This window comes from Gilvimarinus sp. 1_MG-2023, assembly GCF_030548285.1.
The window spans coordinates 104,961-121,823 of sequence record NZ_JAUOSC010000011.1; the positions used below are offsets into that span (position 1 = coordinate 104,961).

17 protein-coding genes are annotated in these 16,863 nt (G+C 53.0%); 10 read left to right on the forward strand and 7 right to left on the reverse strand.

Going from position 1 to position 16,863, the window contains the following annotated elements:
- Positions 1 to 9: 9 nt before the first annotated feature.
- Genes Q4563_RS12495 through Q4563_RS12505 form a run of 3 tightly spaced genes read left to right on the forward strand, consistent with a single transcriptional unit; the run spans position 10 to position 3,112 of the window.
- A complete protein-coding gene (locus Q4563_RS12495) occupies positions 10 to 1,044 on the forward strand; it encodes an isopenicillin N synthase family dioxygenase (protein WP_215975061.1) in 1,035 nt (344 codons plus the stop codon).
- 8 nt (positions 1,045 to 1,052) lie between these two features.
- Positions 1,053 to 2,000, forward strand: coding sequence for a hypothetical protein (locus Q4563_RS12500; protein WP_215975060.1), 948 nt, complete (start codon positions 1,053 to 1,055; stop codon positions 1,998 to 2,000).
- Positions 2,001 to 2,017: 17 nt separating this feature from the next.
- Positions 2,018 to 3,112 (forward strand): putative urea ABC transporter substrate-binding protein, encoded by a 1,095-nt coding sequence (locus tag Q4563_RS12505; protein WP_303604714.1) that lies wholly within the window; start codon positions 2,018 to 2,020, stop codon positions 3,110 to 3,112.
- Between the two features lie 104 nt (positions 3,113 to 3,216).
- On the opposite strand, the gene Q4563_RS12510 is transcribed toward Q4563_RS12505, so the two are convergent.
- Complete coding sequence (locus Q4563_RS12510) at positions 3,217 to 4,083, reverse strand: YicC/YloC family endoribonuclease (protein WP_303604715.1); 867 nt, start codon at positions 4,081 to 4,083, stop codon at positions 3,217 to 3,219.
- A gap of 112 nt (positions 4,084 to 4,195) precedes the next feature.
- Between Q4563_RS12510 and rph the strand changes: the two genes are divergently transcribed.
- Positions 4,196 to 4,921, forward strand: a complete 726-nt coding sequence (gene rph / locus Q4563_RS12515) for a ribonuclease PH (protein WP_215975057.1) — start codon at positions 4,196 to 4,198, stop codon at positions 4,919 to 4,921.
- A 31-nt stretch (positions 4,922 to 4,952) separates the two neighbouring features.
- On the opposite strand, the gene Q4563_RS12520 is transcribed toward rph, so the two are convergent.
- A complete protein-coding gene (locus Q4563_RS12520; protein WP_215975056.1) occupies positions 4,953 to 5,723 on the reverse strand; it encodes an exodeoxyribonuclease III in 771 nt (256 codons plus the stop codon).
- A 207-nt stretch (positions 5,724 to 5,930) separates the two neighbouring features.
- On the opposite strand from Q4563_RS12520, the gene pyrE reads away from it, so the two are divergent.
- On the forward strand, positions 5,931 to 6,572 hold the full coding sequence (gene pyrE, locus Q4563_RS12525; RefSeq protein WP_215975055.1) for an orotate phosphoribosyltransferase: 642 nt from the start codon (positions 5,931 to 5,933) through the stop codon (positions 6,570 to 6,572).
- A gap of 8 nt (positions 6,573 to 6,580) precedes the next feature.
- Positions 6,581 to 7,219: a hypothetical protein gene (locus Q4563_RS12530; RefSeq protein ID WP_215975054.1), complete on the forward strand. Its 639-nt coding sequence runs from the start codon at positions 6,581 to 6,583 to the stop codon at positions 7,217 to 7,219.
- A 28-nt stretch (positions 7,220 to 7,247) separates the two neighbouring features.
- On the opposite strand, the gene slmA is transcribed toward Q4563_RS12530, so the two are convergent.
- The 4 genes from slmA to coaBC are packed head-to-tail and all read right to left on the reverse strand — an operon-like array spanning position 7,248 to position 12,575.
- Complete coding sequence (slmA, locus tag Q4563_RS12535) at positions 7,248 to 7,859, reverse strand: nucleoid occlusion factor SlmA (protein ID WP_215975053.1); 612 nt, start codon at positions 7,857 to 7,859, stop codon at positions 7,248 to 7,250.
- A gap of 47 nt (positions 7,860 to 7,906) precedes the next feature.
- The gene (gene argB, locus Q4563_RS12540; RefSeq protein ID WP_215975052.1) at positions 7,907 to 8,812 is read right to left on the reverse strand and encodes an acetylglutamate kinase; all 906 of its coding nucleotides are present in this window, start codon (positions 8,810 to 8,812) and stop codon (positions 7,907 to 7,909) included.
- Between the two features lie 2 nt (positions 8,813 to 8,814).
- Positions 8,815 to 11,361, reverse strand: coding sequence for a phosphomannomutase/phosphoglucomutase (locus Q4563_RS12545; RefSeq protein ID WP_303604716.1), 2,547 nt, complete (start codon positions 11,359 to 11,361; stop codon positions 8,815 to 8,817).
- The gene (coaBC, locus tag Q4563_RS12550) at positions 11,358 to 12,575 is read right to left on the reverse strand and encodes a bifunctional phosphopantothenoylcysteine decarboxylase/phosphopantothenate--cysteine ligase CoaBC (protein WP_303604717.1); all 1,218 of its coding nucleotides are present in this window, start codon (positions 12,573 to 12,575) and stop codon (positions 11,358 to 11,360) included. Before coaBC ends, Q4563_RS12545 begins: the two co-directional genes overlap by 4 nt.
- A 233-nt stretch (positions 12,576 to 12,808) precedes the next feature.
- On the opposite strand from coaBC, the gene radC reads away from it, so the two are divergent.
- The 3 genes from radC to rpmG all read left to right on the forward strand — a co-directional run bounded on the left by radC (position 12,809) and on the right by rpmG (position 14,168).
- A complete protein-coding gene (gene radC, locus Q4563_RS12555; RefSeq protein WP_303604718.1) occupies positions 12,809 to 13,483 on the forward strand; it encodes a RadC family protein in 675 nt (224 codons plus the stop codon).
- Positions 13,484 to 13,759: 276 nt separating this feature from the next.
- Positions 13,760 to 13,996, forward strand: a complete 237-nt coding sequence (gene rpmB, locus Q4563_RS12560) for a 50S ribosomal protein L28 (RefSeq protein ID WP_215976176.1) — start codon at positions 13,760 to 13,762, stop codon at positions 13,994 to 13,996.
- A gap of 16 nt (positions 13,997 to 14,012) precedes the next feature.
- The gene (gene rpmG, locus Q4563_RS12565) at positions 14,013 to 14,168 is read left to right on the forward strand and encodes a 50S ribosomal protein L33 (RefSeq protein ID WP_041521760.1); all 156 of its coding nucleotides are present in this window, start codon (positions 14,013 to 14,015) and stop codon (positions 14,166 to 14,168) included.
- Positions 14,169 to 14,368: 200 nt separating this feature from the next.
- Here the strand turns inward: rpmG and rpiA are convergent, their stop codons facing one another.
- Complete coding sequence (rpiA, locus tag Q4563_RS12570) at positions 14,369 to 15,043, reverse strand: ribose-5-phosphate isomerase RpiA (RefSeq protein WP_303604719.1); 675 nt, start codon at positions 15,041 to 15,043, stop codon at positions 14,369 to 14,371.
- A gap of 141 nt (positions 15,044 to 15,184) precedes the next feature.
- On the opposite strand from rpiA, the gene ilvA reads away from it, so the two are divergent.
- Entirely contained in the window at positions 15,185 to 16,699 is a 1,515-nt protein-coding gene (gene ilvA, locus Q4563_RS12575; protein WP_215976178.1) for a threonine ammonia-lyase, biosynthetic, read from the forward strand.
- Positions 16,700 to 16,863: the final 164 nt, after the last annotated feature.

Sequence of the window (16,863 nt, forward strand, 5' to 3'; positions counted from 1 at the left end):
GTTGCCCCAATGCCAGACACTACCCCATCAAGCCATACGGCGTTTACTGCGCTGCCGAGTGTGGATATTGCCGGTCTGTTTAGTGCCGATAGCCAAGAGCGGCAGAAAGTCGCGAATGAACTGGGCGATGCCGCGCGCGATGTCGGATTTTTATATATCACCGGCCACGGTGTGGCGCCCGAAATACGCCAGCGTTTAATTGACCGGGCGCAAGAGTATTTTGCTCGCCCACTCGATGAAAAAATGCGTTTCTATATCGGTCAGTCGGAAAATCACAGCGGCTACGTTCCCGAGGGTGAAGAAAAGCTCGGTAACGGCGCTCCCGATTTTAAAGAAGCCTATGACGTCAACTACGATTATCTCAGTGAGCAGGGGCGGCACCCTATGCTCGGACCTAATCAGTGGCCGGATGCTCCGGGCTTTAAAGAAGATGTGCAAGCTTATTACCGTGCGGCGCTCAAGGTGGCCGATACACTTTTTCGCGGTTTCGCGTTAGCGTTGGGCCTGGAGGAAGATGCGTTGTCGCGCAACGTGAATCATCCTCCCAGTCAGTTGCGTATGATTCACTACCCCTTTAACGCCGAGGCTCCATCGGACCGCCCCGGTATTGGCGCTCACACCGATTACGAGTGTTTTACCATTTTGCTGCCTACCGCTCCGGGCCTTGAAGTTATCAACGGCGCTGGCGAGTGGATTGATGTCCCTCTACAAGACGACGCGTTTGTCATTAATATTGGCGATATGCTGGAGGTGCTCAGCAATGGTCAATTTGTGGCAACCTCGCATCGGGTTCGCAAAGTCAAAGAGGAACGTTACTCATTTCCTTTGTTCTGTGCCTGCGATTACGAAACCGAAATCGCCCCTATCGCCTCATTGCCCAAAGGGCGACAAGATCGGGAGTACGAAACAATCAAATGCGGTGACCACCTATACGCACAAACCATTCATACCTTTGGGTATTTAAAAGAAAAGCTGGCACGCGGTGAGATTAGCCTGCCGGAAAACGCTCGCAATGTGGATAGCTTTGGCTATCACGGTTTATAGGGGGCGTTGTGCATTTACAAGAATTAATCGAACAGTCTCCCTATACCGCAGACAGCGGTGTGCCAGATTGGATGCTGGGCTTTTTTAAGCGGCGCAGCATCAGTTTTGCCAATGGCGACACTGATCTGAGTACCCATGTCTGTTGGTTACAGAGTCGCAATTTCACCATCGATTTGCGCCTGCCCATCGAGGCGGAACAGGTCGCGGCCAAACCTTGGCAAGACTACAGCGCAGTGGAATTGCGCCGCCTGGGCAACTACGAAGGTTGGGTGGCAGACAGTGTGTGGAATGGCGAAACTCTGGCCTGGCAAAATGAAATGGCGCTGCAGTTACACGGCCGTTGGTTAGAGCCGGCTTATTTAAAGCGTATCGGCAATTGCATGATGGAATTTTGCCCCAGCAATGCTTATGTAGAAGACTGGCGTTTGCAGCCGAGTCAGCCCGGCCCCTTAATTGGTTTGCGGCTGACGGAGGAAAAAAATCTGAGCACCGGTGTGGTTACAACACGCGGCGGTGGGCTGATTGTTTGCGGGGATTACGCCGCTTTAGTGCTGGCCAGGCCTGGCGCGATTGACGCTGAGCACGCTAACGCTTTGCGTGAGAAAGCGGTTGCGGCAGTCGGTAATGGGGATGCTCTGGCCTCACTGTTTGAGTTTGAAACCTCAGTGGCGCAGGGCAGTTTAACCAAAGGCTATAAGGTAACTATGAGTACACAGCCCAACCGTGTGGGCGAGCCCTTGTTGCCTTTGGATGGCTTTACCATTACCGATAACGGAAAAACGCTCAAGCAATGTGTAACGCTGTGCGATGGCACTGACATTGAGCGCCTATATCGTATTGACACACTGGAGCCAATGCAAAGTTATTCCCAAATAACGACCACTACCGCACAGGCAAACCAATGGTTTGAACAAGAGCGAGAAACCCTGTGTCGCTATACCAAATCTTATTTCTAATACCGAGAGGTAAATCCATGATGAATATACTGTTAAGTCTTAAAGAGAGTGCCAAGCGCCTGGCGACGGCGCTGTGTGTCATTGTTTGTGTGCTAGGGGTAAGTGCTGCCCATGCGCAAGAGAAAAAGTCGTTTAAGGTTGCTTGGTCTATTTATTCGGGCTGGATGCCTTGGGCCTACGCAACGGATAAAGGCATTATTAAAAAGTGGGCCGATAAGTACGATATTGAAATCGAAGTGGTGCAAATGAATGACTACATCGAATCCATTAATCAGTTTACCGCTGGTGAATTCGACGCCTGCGCCATGACCAATATGGATGCTTTGACCATTCCGGCCGCGTTTGGTGTGGACACCACGGGCTTAATTTTAGGCGACTACTCCAACGGTAACGATGGTATTGTGCTTAAAAACGGCGACAGCATGGCCGATATTAAAGGTCGCAATGTCAATTTGGTGGAGCTGTCGGTTTCGCATTACTTTTTGGCGCGTGCACTGGACATGAATGGTATGTCTGAGCGGGACGTAACGGTTATTAATACCTCGGATGCCGATGCAGTCTCTTCTTACATGACCGACGATGTTACCGCTGTGGCGGTATGGAATCCGCAGTTAGGTATTATTTTAGATAGCGCTGAAGATGCGACAGAGGTTTTTACCTCCAAACAAATTCCCGGCGAAATTATTGATATGATGGCAGCTAAAACCGAGGTGTTGGAAGCAAACCCAGCCTTTGGTAAAGCGTTGGTTGGGGCGTGGTTTGAAACCTTGGCCTTAATGCAGGGCGATTCGGCCGAGGCTATTGCGGCGCGCACTTATATGGCAGAGCAGGCGGGTACAGACCTGGCCGGTTATGAAGCACAGCTGGCGGATACTATGTTGTTCTATACCCCTGAAGATGCTTATAAGTTTGCCAGCAGTAAAGAGATTATGAGCTTTATGGATATGGTGCGTGAGTTCTCTTTTGACAAGGGTTTACTTGGCGAAGGTAGCCCTAGCCCCGATGTTGTGGGTATGGAGTTCGCAGACGGCTCAGTGCTGGGTGATAAGAGTAATATTCAGCTGCGCTTTGATGCGAGCTACGTCAAAATGGCGGTCGATGGCGAGTTGTAAATACGTAAATACACGCGTTAATCGAAAAAAGCGCCAGGGGCTCGTCTGAGTCTTTGGCGCTTTTTGCATTTGGCGATTCGATTGAGAACTGCCGAGTGTGTGCCTTACTCGATATTTTGCACCTGCTCGCGCATTTGTTCGATCAACACTTTTAGTTCGACCGCGGCCTGGGTGGTCTCACTGACGACGGATTTACTGGAGAGGGTGTTGGCTTCGCGGTTAAGCTCTTGCATTAAAAAGTCGAGCCGGCGGCCCAGTGAGTTTTTTTGTTTTAAGGTGCGCCGCACTTCGGCAATGTGGGTATCGAGTCGGTCGAGCTCTTCATCAACGTCGGCCTTTTGCGCCATCAGCACGACTTCTTGCTCCAGACGCTCGGGATCAAGCTCTACCTGCAAGGCGGCGATTTTGCCGTTGAGCTTGTTGCGCTGGGCTTGCAAAATTTCGGGCATGCGCTCGCGCAGCAGTGCTACCTGCTCGCCAATGCTCGTTAGGCGTTGCTCGATAAAATTAGCCAGCTCGTTGCCTTCGCGAGTGCGGTGCTCAATCAGTTGGTCCAGCGCGCGGCTAAACAAGGCTAAGGCCTGCTCGTGTAGTGTGTCTCGGTCCAGCTCTTGGGTGATTTGTACCCCGGGCCAGCGCAATACTTCGAGCGGATTAACGGCGGCGCAGTTGGGCACTTGGGCGTCAATGCGGGTGAAAGCGTCAGCCAGTTGCGCCAAGCGATCGCTGTTGAGGCCTATTTTGCCCTCGGCGGCTTGTTCGGGTTGAAAGTTGATGGTCACTTCCAATTTCCCGCGCTGCAGTTTGCTGCGTATGATTTCGCGCAGTTGTGGTTCTATTTCTCGAAAGTCGTCTCCCAGGCGCAGGTGTATTTCCAGATAGCGGTGGTTAACACTGCGCACCTCCCAGGTCAGGGTGTGGTCGGTTTGCTTACTTTCCAGCCGGGCGAAGCCGGTCATACTGCGTGGCATCGGGTGTCCTTTTTAATCAGGGGCTCGGGGTGGTAGAGATTACCCCCCGTTAGACGTTAACATGGTCTGATCTTATCACACCCCATTTTCGCAATACGACAGGAATTACTCTATGCAAAGACCGAGTGGAAGACAGCCCGAACAGCTGCGCCCAATTAAACTAACCCGTCAGTACACCAAACATGCCGAAGGCTCTGTGTTGGTTGAGTTTGGCGATACGAAAGTAATTTGTACTGCCAGTGTGGTGCCCGGTGTGCCGCCTTTCTTACGCGGTAAAGGGCAGGGGTGGTTGACGGCCGAATACGGCATGCTGCCGCGCTCGACTGGCAGTCGCATGGGGCGCGAAGCGGCCCGTGGCAAACAAGGTGGTCGCACGGTGGAAATTCAGCGCTTAATTGGTCGCTCATTGCGCGCAGCGGTCGATCTTAACCAGCTAGGGGAAAACACCCTGCACATTGACTGCGATGTGATTCAGGCCGATGGCGGTACTCGCACCGCGTCTATTACCGGCGCTTGGGTGGCGGTGGCCGATGCCATTGCCTATATAAAGAAAGAGGGCTTAAGCAAAGGCGAGCCATTATTGCGCGCTATTGCCTCAGTGTCTGTGGGGGTTTATCAAGGAGTGCCCGTGCTGGATTTGGACTACCCGGAAGACTCTAACGCCGATACCGATATGAACGTGGTGATGGCGGATGACGGCGGTATTATCGAAATTCAGGGCACCGCCGAGGCCGACCCCTTTACCGAGGAGCAATTTACTGCGATGTTTGCTCTGGCGAAAAAGGGCATTGCCGAGCTGAACAAGCTGCAGCAAGAGGCACTGACGTCTGACGTCTGACGTCGGTCGTCAGACAGGGCGCACTGCGCCCTTACAACTCCATATCGTAATCGACGATCACAGGCAGGTGGGTGGAGAAGGTGTTGGTTTTGTAGATCGCGCCGTACTCTACTTTCTGGCCAATGCTGTTGGAGGCTATTTGAAAGTCGGTGCGCCAGCCCGGGCCACTGCCAATTTTACCTTCTGGCCACCAGGTGTACTCATCTGGGTCGCGTATAGCGCGGCGGAAAGCGTCTACGTAACCAATTTGGTTGTAGATTTGGCTCAGCCATTGGCGCTCGTGGGGTAAAAAGCCCGAGTCGTGCTGCATGGCGTCGGAGTCGGTGACATCGCGCGGGGTGTGGGCCATCTGCCAGTTGCCGCAAAAGATGTACTCGCGCCGTTTGCGAGTAATTTTATCCATATGCGCCTGCAGGTCGTCGAAAAATTTAATTTTCACTTCTTGCGACTCCACCTCGGAGCTGGCGCTAGGTGCCAGCAGTGTGCCGACGCTCATGTGTTCGTAGTCGATCTGCAGGTAGCGACCTTCCATATCCACACCCGAAGAAAAGCCCAGCCCAAAAATCAATGCCTTGGGTTGTTTACGGGTGTAGATGGCCACGCCGTTATAGTGCGCGGTGCCCGAATCAAAAAAATAGGCGAAATAACCTTCGGGGTGAAATACAGGGTCATCTAGCTCGTATTCGAGCGCACGCAAATCCTGCAGACAAATAATGTCAGCATCTTGATTATCCAGCCAGTCGTATAGGCCTCGTTGCGCCGCCTGAAAAATGCCATCGACGCTAAGACTGATCACTCTCATGTTAGCCCCTTAGTTACGGACTGTGTATGATACCCGAGCCGAAAGCTATTGTGTTATGAGTTATCGGACGTAGTAAGGTTTGAGGGGATTTTTTACCTTTTTTTATGTTCTTTGGTCGAAAAATCATCACCTCATGGTGCTCTGCGTATTGTAAGCACCTCGTTTATAATAGCTGCTTTTCGCGAAAAGGGTATAGGAATACAGTACATGAAAGATTACCAACACGAATTTATCAACCTGGCGATTGAAAAGCAGGCACTGTTGTTTGGTGAATTTACCCTGAAATCTGGCCGGGTAAGCCCCTATTTTTTCAACGCGGGGCGCTTTTTTCAAACCGGTCAAGGTTTGGCGTCTTTGGGCCGGTTTTATGCCCAAGCAATTATTGATGCCGGTGTCGAGTTTGATTTGGTGTTTGGCCCGGCCTATAAAGGTATTCCTTTGGCCAGCGCCACAGCGGTGGCTTTGGCAGAGCATCACGACCTGGATAAGCCCTATTGTTTTAACCGCAAAGAGGCGAAAGCTCACGGCGAAGGCGGCACCTTGGTGGGCGCTCCTTTGCAGGGACGGGCATTGATTGTGGATGATGTGATTACTGCAGGTACGGCAGTGCGCGAGGTGATGGATATCTTTGCTGCGCAAAATGCGACGCCTGCCGCGGTGGTGATCGGGCTTGATCGCGAGGAGCGAGGACAAGGCGAATTGAGCGCAATTCAGGAAGTGGAGCGCGATTACCAGATTCCGGTAGTAAATATCGTCAGCTTGGGCGATATTATCAACTATCTTGAAAGCGAAGGCGATCAGACTAAGCTGGCAGCCGTGCGCGAGTACCGGGCACAATACGGCGTATAGGAGTGGGTATGGTGAACAAACAATTGATGGTGGCAATACTTCTTTGTCTATTGGGCAGTGCCGTTTCGGCTCAGCCGCTCGATGATGATGCGCCTAGCAACATCTTGTTTCGTTACACCGACGAGCGCGGCAGCCTAGTTGTCGAGCAGAGTATCCCCCCTGCGGCGGCGGCCGGTGGCTATGAGATTATTACCGAAAGTGGGCGGGTCTTGAAAAAGGTGCCCAAGGCGCTCAGTGGTGAAGACGCGGTTAAATACGCGGAGCGCTTGCGCCGCGAAGCACACTTAGCCGAATGGGATGCCAAGCTTAAGCGCCGTTACAGCAGTATTAAAGATATTGAGTCGGCGAAAAAGCGATCTTTGAGTGAGTTAACCGGCAATTTGGCTATTCTGCGTTCCAACCTTACCGGTGTGGTGGCCCAGCTTGAGACCCAGCAGCGCCAAGCGGGTGTTCATGAGCGCAATGGCCGTAAAATACCCGCGACGACTTTAGAGAATATCGCCAATTTGGAAAATGAACAGGTTGAGGTGCGTAAGCAGATTGCCGCCCGCGAAGCCGAGCTTGCTGAGCGAGCGGCGGCGTTCGATAAAGACATTGAGCGCTTTCGGGTTATTTTAGGGCAGTCCAACGCCGAGCCTACGCCTTAATATCCTAAGCTATCCCCTGGGCGATAGGTTACTGGTCTATCGCATCTTCACGCAGTAAAACCGCCGCCACGACTTGCCACTGATCTTGCCAGTGTTCGGTTGGGGCGCGTTTAAATTCGCTGCGCACAAATTGAGTGATGCGGCCATCTACCAGCGCAATTAATAAATTAGCAGCGGCCGAAAGCGGCAAGTTGGGGCGCAGCCCCTCGCGCAGTTCGGCTTCGCGAATGACTTGTTTTAATTGCGTTTCAATGCGTTCAAATAACTGAGCAACCCGAACCCGCAAGCGGTCGGTTTCACCGGTTAAGGCATCGCCGGTTAGCAGGCGGGTAATGCCTGGGTTGCGCTCGGTAAACGTTAACAGCAAATAGAGAATATTTTCACAGCGCGGCAGTGCGTTGGTCTCTTCACTTAAAATCAAATTAATGCGACTGAATATCGTCTCTTCAATAAATTCAATTAAGCCTTCAAACATCTTGGATTTACTGGGGAAGTGGCGATACAGCGCCGCCTCCGACACGCCCACCTCTTTGGCCAGTGCTGCGGTAGTAATACGTGCGCCGGGGCTGGCCTCTAACATACGGGCGAGCGCCTCAAGAATCTGTTGGCGACGGGAAACCTTTTGGTTCGATTTACTCATAGCACTGACTCAATTTTTTCTTGTGAATAAAACGGTGCGCTTAATGGTTAAAGGCCCGCTTTGTTGGTGATTAAGGTGCCGACACCGGCATGGGTAAAAATTTCCAGCAGCACGGCATGAGAGACGCGGCCGTCGATAATATGGGCGGAGGTGACGCCACATTTTACCGCGTCTAGCGCGCAACCAATTTTAGGCAGCATGCCGCCATAAATAGTGCCATCGGCAATCAGTTCATCAACCTCGGCCGTGGAAAGCCCGGTTAAAATCTTGCCCTGCTTGTCCATCAGCCCTTCGACATTGGTCAGCAACATCAATTTTTCCGCCTGTAGGACTTCGGCAATTTTACCGGCTACTAAATCGGCATTGATGTTGTAACTGGCACCATCTTCACCTACGCCGATGGGGGCAATAACCGGAATAAAATTGCTGTTTAACAGCATGTCGATGACCGATTTATTAATGGAGGATACCTCTCCCACATGGCCGATATCGATAATTTCGGAGGCCGAGATTTCCGGCGAATGAGCGCTCACTTCTAATTTCTTAGCGCGAATTAACTGGCCGTCTTTACCGGTGATGCCGATCGCCTCACCGCCATTGCGATTAATTAAGTTAACAATTTGTTTGTTAACCGTAGCGCCCAGCACCATTTCCACCACATCCATGGTTTTGCTGTCGGTCACCCGCATGCCGTTGACAAATTGCGAGTCGATATTCAAGCGCTTTAATAAATCGCCAATTTGCGGGCCGCCGCCATGCACCACAATAGGGTTCATGCCCACCAGCTTCATCATAACAATATCGCGGGCAAAACTGTTTTGCAGGTCTTCGTCCACCATGGCGTTGCCGCCAAATTTTACGACGATGGTTTTGCCGGTAAAGCGTTGAATGTAAGGCAGGGCTTCCGCCAGTACGTGGGCGATGTTCATCGCCTCATCACGGTTGAGTGACATAGTTAAAAGTCCAGATTTAAATTCTTGTTAATCTTACGCAGTTCGCGCTTGAATAGTTGCTTGAGTTTTTCGATGGTGGCTTCGTTCTCGGCTTCAAAGCGCAAGGTTAGCTCCGCCGCGGTATTGGATGCGCGCACCAGCCCCCAGCCCTTGGCAAAGTCGACGCGCAAGCCATCGATGGTTGTGGCTTTGCCGGTTTGGAAGTCGCCCTGTTCTATCAGTTTTTCGATAAAGGCAAATTTTTCGCTGTCGGCAATGGCAACGCGATACTCCGGTGTGCTGGGTAGCATGGGGAAGGCGGCAAAGGCTTCATCGACCGATTGGTCGCGCAGCGTAATAATTTCCATCAGTCGCGCCGCGGCGTAGAGACCGTCGTCAAAACCGTACCAGCGCTCTTTAAAGAAAATATGACCGGAATATTCACCGCCGAGCAGTGCACCGGTTTCTACCATTTTACTCTTCATGTGGGAGTGACCGGTCTTCCACATAATGGGGCGGCCGCCGTAGCTGGATATCAATTGGTTGAGTTGCTTGGAGCACTTCACATCAAATAGAACGTCGGCGCCCGGGTTGCGTGACAAAACGTCTTTGGCAAAGAGCATCAGCAGTTGGTCCGGCCAGATGATGGAGCCGGCCGGGGTAACCACGACCACTCGGTCACCGTCACCGTCGAAAGCGACACCTAAGTCGGCGCCAACTTCTTGAACCTTGGCAATGAGGTCTTGCAGGTTTTCCGGTTTGCTCGGGTCGGGCATATGGTTAGGGAAGGTGCCGTCTGGTTCGCAGTGCAATGGCACCACATCGCAGCCCAGCTCTTCAAACAGCTGCGGCGCAATGCGCCCGGCCACGGCGTTACCGGCGTCAATGACCACGCTGAGCTGGCCGGCCAGTGCGACATCCGAGAAAATACGCTCAATATAATCGGCGCTAATGTCTTCCCGAACTTGGCGGCCTTTGCCTTCCAGGAATCGCTCCTGAGTGATACGCGAGCGCAAATCTTTAATGCCACTGTCGGATAAGTTTTCGCCGCTGATCACAATTTTAAAGCCGTTGTCTTCCGGACCATTGTGGCTGGCGGTTACCATCACGCCGCTGCTGGTTTGTTCTATTTCAGCGGTGGCAAAGTGCATTAGGGGGGTGGGGACTTCGCCGATGTAAATAACATCGCAGCCGGTGTCGAGAATGCCGTTGATTAGATGCTCGCACAGCTCGGGGCTGTGAGTGCGGTCGTCGCGGGCGACAATAATGGCGGATTCACCCTGATCCTGTACTTCACTGCCCAGGGCCAAGCCAATGCGCTGAGCAACGTCTGGGGTAATACCGGATGCGTCGACTTTGCCGCGTATGTCGTAGGCGCGGAAGATTTCATCGGGTAGGTTATCCGTTTTGGTCGCAGCTTTGGTCGCAGCTGGCGCTTTTTTACGCGGTGCGGCGCTGTCCAGGCCGAGAATATCGGCGTCCTCCTCGACCACGGAAATATCGAGAATATCTTGAGTTTGATAAAGCGTACTCGGCTGTGGAGTATCTGCAATGTCGTCGTCGCTGGACTCTTCCGCTGCCTGGGTGTCTTTGTATTGTTTCGGCAGTACCAGGCCCTCCCCAGTTGGGCCCTGCTTGGGGCGTATTAAGATCCGCGCCAGAATGAGCGATAGGGCCAAACCTGCGGTAGTGCATAAGCTGATAACCAATAACCACAGACCTGGTAATTCATTGGCGTTGTCAATTAACAGCGGCGACGGGGTAAAGTGAATGCTCAGGTAAGTACCAGGCACTTTGGCGGTGATGCTGGGGCCCGCATTGCCAGTGCCGGTAGTTGCCACTGTGAGGGCGCGGGGGCTGGAAAATGTTTGTTGCAGTCTAAACTCCCCCATTGCGATGTTTGTGTCAGCAATTTTGGCTTCCAGTGCCTGCCCATCGTAGCTGGCTAACAAACTGCCTGCGGCGGTTTTTTCGCCCTCGGGGGGAATGGGGGCGGCCAGTTGTAATTGCCAGCTGTTATCGTGCGGGGCCGCTTCGGCCAGAGTCTCTTGGCGGCGGGTACTGCGGCGAATCAGATCCAGTTCGGCATAGCCGATCGGCGCGGCGTGATCGGTGACAAGTGCCTCGTGTCCCTTCGGGATCGCTCTGACCGCCACTAATGCGTCAGACCCCTGAGTAATGCCGACTAACGCTTGTTGGGCGACGTCGGTATCGCCTGTTTTAATTGAGCTAACAACCGCGGGGTGGTTGGCCCATTTTTGCAGCTCAGCATGCCATTGCTCAATGATGCGTTGCAGGCGGTTCGCTGCACCTGTCGCGTATTCTTGTGAATTTTGCTCGATGCGGGCTCGTTGCTTTTGTTCCACCATGACGTCGTACAGCCACAAGGCGAGCATAGCGTTGAGCACTAGGGATAGGCCTACCATGATTGCCAATGCTTTATGGCGCCGGGCGTGGAATCGCTTTGTGGCCTCCTGCGCGCGTTTTTCACCGCGGGTTAACTTCGCCTTACCTTGTTCGGCGGTTGCAGGGTCGTTTGTTGTTTGCTCATCGCCCGGCTTGTTGCTCATGGTGTTGTGTCCTTAGCCTGTTTGTTCTTTTGAGCCAGCAAATTAATTAAGTCGCGTGCCAACTGAGTTTTACTGCGCTGGTCGAGTTGAGTGTCTGAGTCGCCATCAATTAGGGTGACGGCATTCTGATCGCTGTTAAAACCAATCGACTGATCACTGACATCATTGGCAATAATACAATGCACTCCTTTGCGCAGTCGCTTGGCCCGGGCGTATTTCAATAGGTTTTCGGTCTCCGCGGCGAAAGCGGCGGTAAAAATATTGGGAAAACGCTGCGCCACGGTGGCGATAATGTCCGGGTTGGGGGTCAGTGTCAGAGTGAGAGCGCCATCACCCTGTTTTTTCAATTTTTCGTGGCTCACCTGCATAGGCCGGTAATCGCACACGGCGGCGGCACCGATAAAAATATCGGCGTTGGCAGCTGCGGTCAAGCTGGCGTCGAGCATTTGCTCGGCACTCTGCACCATGACCATGTTAACGCGTTCGGGGGTTGGCTGCTGGCAGGGGCCAGAAATTAAAGTAACTTGCGCCCCGGCTTCAATAGCGGCGTTGGCGAGGGCGTAGCCCATTTTGCCAGAGCTGTAGTTGCTCAGGTAGCGCACCGGGTCGAGTGGCTCGCGTGTGGGGCCGGCGGTAATCACAACATGTTGCCCGGTTAGCTGCCCCGTAGAAAAACTTGCCGCCAGGCGCTCGACCAATTCCAGGGGTTCGAGCATTCGGCCGGGGCCGATTTCACCACAGGCTTGACTGCCTGAGCCCGGGCCGTAAATTCCGCCTAGAGTCGATTGCAGTTGGGTGAGGTTGTACTGGGTCGTGGGGTTGTCCCACATGGCTTGGTTCATGGCCGGTGCCAGCATGACCGGTGCACGGGTTGCCAAACACAAGGTGGTAAGCAAATCATTGCCCATACCACCGGCCAAGCGAGCCATAAAGTCGGCCGAGGCGGGGGCTACCAATATCCGGTCTGCCCAGCGGGCCAGTTCAATATGGCCCATGGCCGCTTCTGCGGCAGGGTCGAGCAGCGAGGTGTGAACCGGGTTGCCAGACAGCGCCTGTAACGTGAGGGGGGTAATAAACTCCTGCGCGGCTTCGGTCATCACCACGACCACTTCGGCGCCCTGCTCGCGCAGGCCGCGAATCAATTCGGCGGATTTATAGGCCGCAATACCGCCGGTAACACCCAGCAATATACGTTTATTTTGCAGTGTGGACATGCCCATCCTTTCGCAGACTCGTGCCGCGAGTGGGGCCGAGTCGGTGTGTTCACTTGTGATATCGCGCGTGTGAGTACTTGCTAGCGCCAACGGTAAAGATACCACTCAATGACGTGGATGGCATCTATTAGAACCTTGAATTTTCGCCAGTGGCGTCGACAATGTAAAGAGATGCATTAAAAGAGCCGCAGGGATGTTGGGGTGGCGCAGTTAGCATAAAAAAGGAGTTTGTAATGTCGATTAACCAATGGCCTGCGGGTGAGCGCCCACGAGAGAAACTATTGCAGCGCGGGGCCGGGGCTCTATCCGATGCCGAGTTACTGGCGATATTTTTGCGCACAGGCTGTGCGGGTAAGTCGGCGGTGGATTTAGCGCGAGAGTTGTTGGGCCAGTTTGGCGGCTTGCGCCCACTGCTTGAGGCGCCGCGCGAAGCTTTCTGTGCTGGGCTGGGGTTGGGGGATGCGAAATACACTCAGTTAGCCGCTGTACTGGAGATGGCGCGGCGCCATCTGGGCGAGTCGCTTAGCGCTGGGGATGTGCTCACTAACCCCGATACAGTGCGGCGTTTTTTGGTGGCGCAGTTGCGCCACTGTCAGCGCGAGGTGTTTGCCCTGTTGTTATTGGATAATCAGCACCGGCTTATACATTATGAGCCTCTATTCGAGGGTACGCTCGACAGTGCCAGTGTGTATCCGCGCGAGGTGGTCAAGCTGGTTTTGCAATATAATGCCGCCGCCGTCATTCTCGCTCACAATCACCCCTCGGGGGTGGCCGAACCCAGTCAGGCGGATAGAGGCATTACGCACAAGCTGATCGATGCGCTGGAGCTGGTAGGCGTGCGGGTGCTCGATCATATGATTGTCGGCGACGGCAGCGTGACCTCTTTTGCCGAGCGGGGCCTGATTTAGCCTGTTACGGGTTAAAAAGCACATTTTTTGCCTAAAAAAGCAGCTAAGCGTTGCTATTGAAGGGCACTTTTGGTATAAAACGCGGCTCTTCGCGGCCGGGTTGCTGAATGTAAGCTTCCATCAAGGCCCTCGTGGGAATATTCGGACGTTTCGAACCCCTCGAGTACAGGCCGCATTGGTACAAATTGGCTGCTCAATGAATCCAGCTCTGGGCCGTCTGGGTCGATGCTCACCCAGTTGGCGCAGCGCGTTATAAATTGGTTAAGAGGCAACTCCATGTCTAAGGTATGTCAGGTTACCGGCAAGCGTCCTGTAACTGGAAACAACGTTTCTCACGCAAAAAACCACACTAAGCGTCGTTTTTTGCCGAACTTGCACACTCACCGTTTCTGGGTAGAAGCCGAGAAGCGTTTTGTTAAATTGCGCATTTCTACTAAAGGTATGCGTATCATCGACAAGCGTGGCATTGATGCTGTTCTAGCTGAACTGCGTGCTCGCGGTGAAAAAGTCTAATCTAGGAGAATAAGTCATGCGCGAGAAGATTCGTCTGAACTCTAGTGCCGGTACCGGTCATTTCTACACGACCGACAAGAACAAGCGCACCATGCCTGAGAAAATGGAGATCAAAAAATACGATCCCGTTGTTCGCAAGCATGTGATGTACAAAGAAGGCAAAATCAAGTAAGTCGATTTTGCGCTTCAACAAAAAAGCCCGGCCAGCGATGGTCGGGCTTTTTTGTATCTAACGTCTGATGACAGAAGTCTGAGGACGGACGCTATACTCTTGCTGAACGCTGAACGCTGAACGCTGAACGCTGAACGCTGAACGCTGAACGCTGAACGGATGTTTTTGCGTCAGACCTCAGGCGTCAGTCATCCAACATTTCAATTCGGATAAATCGTCTCGACTCCATCGGGACGACCCAGTAGCAGTACATCCGCCCCCATGTGGGCAAAGAGTCCGTTGGCCACCACACCGGTGATCTGGTTGATTTGCAGCTCCAGCTCTTTCGGGTTCACGATGGATAGATTGTGTACATCGACAATGACGTTGCCGTTATCGGTGGTGACGCCTTCGCGGTACACCGGGTCGCCGCCGAGTTTCACCAGCTCGCGACTCACGTAAGAGCGCGCCATAGGAATTACTTCCACCGGCAGTGGAAAGCGGCCCAATACCTTGACCCATTTGCTTTCGTCGGCGATGCAAATAAATTCGCGGGCTACCGCGCGCACAATCTTTTCGCGGGTGAGTGCTGCTCCGCCGCCTTTAATGAGAGCCAGTTGAGCGTTGGACTCGTCGGTGCCGTCAATATAGGCGACTAGTTCATTGACTTCGTTTAAGTCCAGCACCTCAATGCCATGAGACTTTAGTCGTTGCGCCGAAGCGTCGGAGCTGGCTACTGCGGCGGCGAAATCGTCTTTCAACTCGGCCAGCATATCGATGAAAAAATTGGCGGTGGAGCCGGTGCCAATGCCGAGTACGCTGTCTTTATTCAGCTTGGGAGCAATGTGATCGATGGCGGCGCGCGCCACGTCTTGTTTTAGTTGATCCTGGTTCATAATGCCCTCGCCCGTTGGTTTTCACTGATTATACGCTCTCATTGAGCAATTATCAGTGTCTGTGCTGCTTCTGAGCGTGTAACGACAGGCCAAATTGTTTATCATGCAGCGGTTTCTATTCTTTTAATTTAAGGCACTGTTATGGCCGATTCTTACATCAAACGAATTCTCAATGCGCGAATCTACGATCTGGCGATCGAGACCCCCCTTGAGTCTGTGCGCTTAATCTCGCAGCGCACCGATAATAACGTGTTGCTCAAGCGCGAAGATTTGCAGCCGGTATTTTCGTTTAAGATTCGCGGCGCCTATAACAAATTGCTGCAACTGAGCGAGCAAGAGCGCGCCTGCGGTGTGATTGCCGCCTCGGCGGGCAACCATGCACAGGGCCTGGCGCTGGGTGCTCAGCACCTGGGGGTTAAGGCGGTGATTGTTATGCCGCGCACCACCCCGGCCATTAAAGTAGATGCAGTGCGAGCACGCGGTGCTAAGGTTATTTTGCATGGCGACAATTTTGATGAAGCCGCCACTCATACGCAAAAATTGATTGCAGAGAAAGGCTACACCTATATTCACCCGTTTGATGACCCGGATGTGATTGCCGGTCAGGGTACTGTGGCGATGGAAATTCTGCGCCAGTACCCCAAGCATATTGATGCGATTTTTGTGGCGGTTGGTGGCGGTGGCTTGTGTGCCGGTGTGGCGGCCTATGTGAAATACGTGCGCCCGGATGTCAAAGTGTTTGCGGTTGAATCGCAAGAGTCTGCTTGTCTGGCCGCTGCGATGGAGAAGAGTCGGCGCGTGAAATTGCCCCAAGTGGGAATCTTTGCCGAAGGTGTGGCGGTCGCGCAAATCGGGAAAGAGACTTTTAAAGTCATCAAGAACAATATTGATGGTGTGATTACCGTTAATACTGATGAAATCTGTGCGGGTATTAAAGATATTTTCGAAGACACCCGCTCTATTGCCGAGCCGGCCGGTGCCGTGAGCCTGGCGGGCCTGAAAAAATATGTAGCGGAAAATAATATCAGTGGCCAAACCTTAGTCGCCATTGATAGCGGAGCCAATATCAATTTTGATCGCCTGCGTTATATTTCTGAGCGCACCGAAATCGGTGAAAAACGTGAAGCGGTTTTGGCAGTGACGATTCCCGAGCGCCCGGGTGCCTATAAAGCTTTTTGTCAGGCATTGGGTAAGCGCAGCATCACCGAATTTAACTATCGTTATGCTGACAGCGATCAAGCGCGCATTTTTGTCGGCGTACAGGTGAGCTCCGACCCCGCCGATCGCGATGAATTGGTTCGTGATCTGCGAGAGCAAGGTTACGATTTAGTCGACATGACTGACAACGAGTTGGCTAAGCTGCACATTCGTCATATGGTGGGTGGGCACGCCGCCGGGGTCGAGAACGAAATGGTGTTTCGCTTCGAATTTCCCGAACGCCCCGGTGCCCTGCTGCAGTTTTTAAATCAGGTGGCCGGCCGCTGGAATATCTCCCTGTTCCACTACCGCAACCACGGCTCCGCTTTTGGCCGCGTACTGGTCGGTATGGAAGTGCCACACAAAGAGCGCGCGCAGGTGCGCAAATTCTTGACCGAGATTAACTATCCATTTTGGGAAGAAACGGATAATGAAGCCTATCAGTATTTTTTGAGTTGAGGCGGGAAAGTCTGACGTTAGATGTCTGACGTCAGACGCTAAAATTAGGACGCTGGACGCAGAAGCGCCTGGAGTGGAAAATAATTTCGCGTTCTGCGTTCTGCGTTCTGCGTTCTGCGTTCTGCGTTCTGCGTTCTGCGTTCTGCGTTCTGCGTTCTGCGTTC

What these genes read in the sequence shown, in the direction of transcription:
- Q4563_RS12495 (WP_215975061.1), top strand. Translation starts at nt 10, where the DNA reads ATGCCAGACACTACCCCATCAAGCCATACGGCGTTTACTGCGCTGCCG.
- Q4563_RS12505 (WP_303604714.1), top strand. Translation starts at nt 2,018, where the DNA reads ATGATGAATATACTGTTAAGTCTTAAAGAGAGTGCCAAGCGCCTGGCG.
- Q4563_RS12510 (WP_303604715.1), bottom strand. Translation starts at nt 4,083, where the DNA reads ATGCCACGCAGTATGACCGGCTTCGCCCGGCTGGAAAGTAAGCAAACC.
- rph (WP_215975057.1), top strand. Translation starts at nt 4,196, where the DNA reads ATGCAAAGACCGAGTGGAAGACAGCCCGAACAGCTGCGCCCAATTAAA.
- Q4563_RS12520 (WP_215975056.1), bottom strand. Translation starts at nt 5,723, where the DNA reads ATGAGAGTGATCAGTCTTAGCGTCGATGGCATTTTTCAGGCGGCGCAA.
- pyrE (WP_215975055.1), top strand. Translation starts at nt 5,931, where the DNA reads ATGAAAGATTACCAACACGAATTTATCAACCTGGCGATTGAAAAGCAG.
- Q4563_RS12530 (WP_215975054.1), top strand. Translation starts at nt 6,581, where the DNA reads ATGGTGAACAAACAATTGATGGTGGCAATACTTCTTTGTCTATTGGGC.
- slmA (WP_215975053.1), bottom strand. Translation starts at nt 7,859, where the DNA reads ATGAGTAAATCGAACCAAAAGGTTTCCCGTCGCCAACAGATTCTTGAG.
- argB (WP_215975052.1), bottom strand. Translation starts at nt 8,812, where the DNA reads ATGTCACTCAACCGTGATGAGGCGATGAACATCGCCCACGTACTGGCG.
- Q4563_RS12545 (WP_303604716.1), bottom strand. Translation starts at nt 11,361, where the DNA reads ATGAGCAACAAGCCGGGCGATGAGCAAACAACAAACGACCCTGCAACC.
- coaBC (WP_303604717.1), bottom strand. Translation starts at nt 12,575, where the DNA reads ATGTCCACACTGCAAAATAAACGTATATTGCTGGGTGTTACCGGCGGT.
- radC (WP_303604718.1), top strand. Translation starts at nt 12,809, where the DNA reads ATGTCGATTAACCAATGGCCTGCGGGTGAGCGCCCACGAGAGAAACTA.
- rpmB (WP_215976176.1), top strand. Translation starts at nt 13,760, where the DNA reads ATGTCTAAGGTATGTCAGGTTACCGGCAAGCGTCCTGTAACTGGAAAC.
- rpmG (WP_041521760.1), top strand. Translation starts at nt 14,013, where the DNA reads ATGCGCGAGAAGATTCGTCTGAACTCTAGTGCCGGTACCGGTCATTTC.
- rpiA (WP_303604719.1), bottom strand. Translation starts at nt 15,043, where the DNA reads ATGAACCAGGATCAACTAAAACAAGACGTGGCGCGCGCCGCCATCGAT.
- ilvA (WP_215976178.1), top strand. Translation starts at nt 15,185, where the DNA reads ATGGCCGATTCTTACATCAAACGAATTCTCAATGCGCGAATCTACGAT.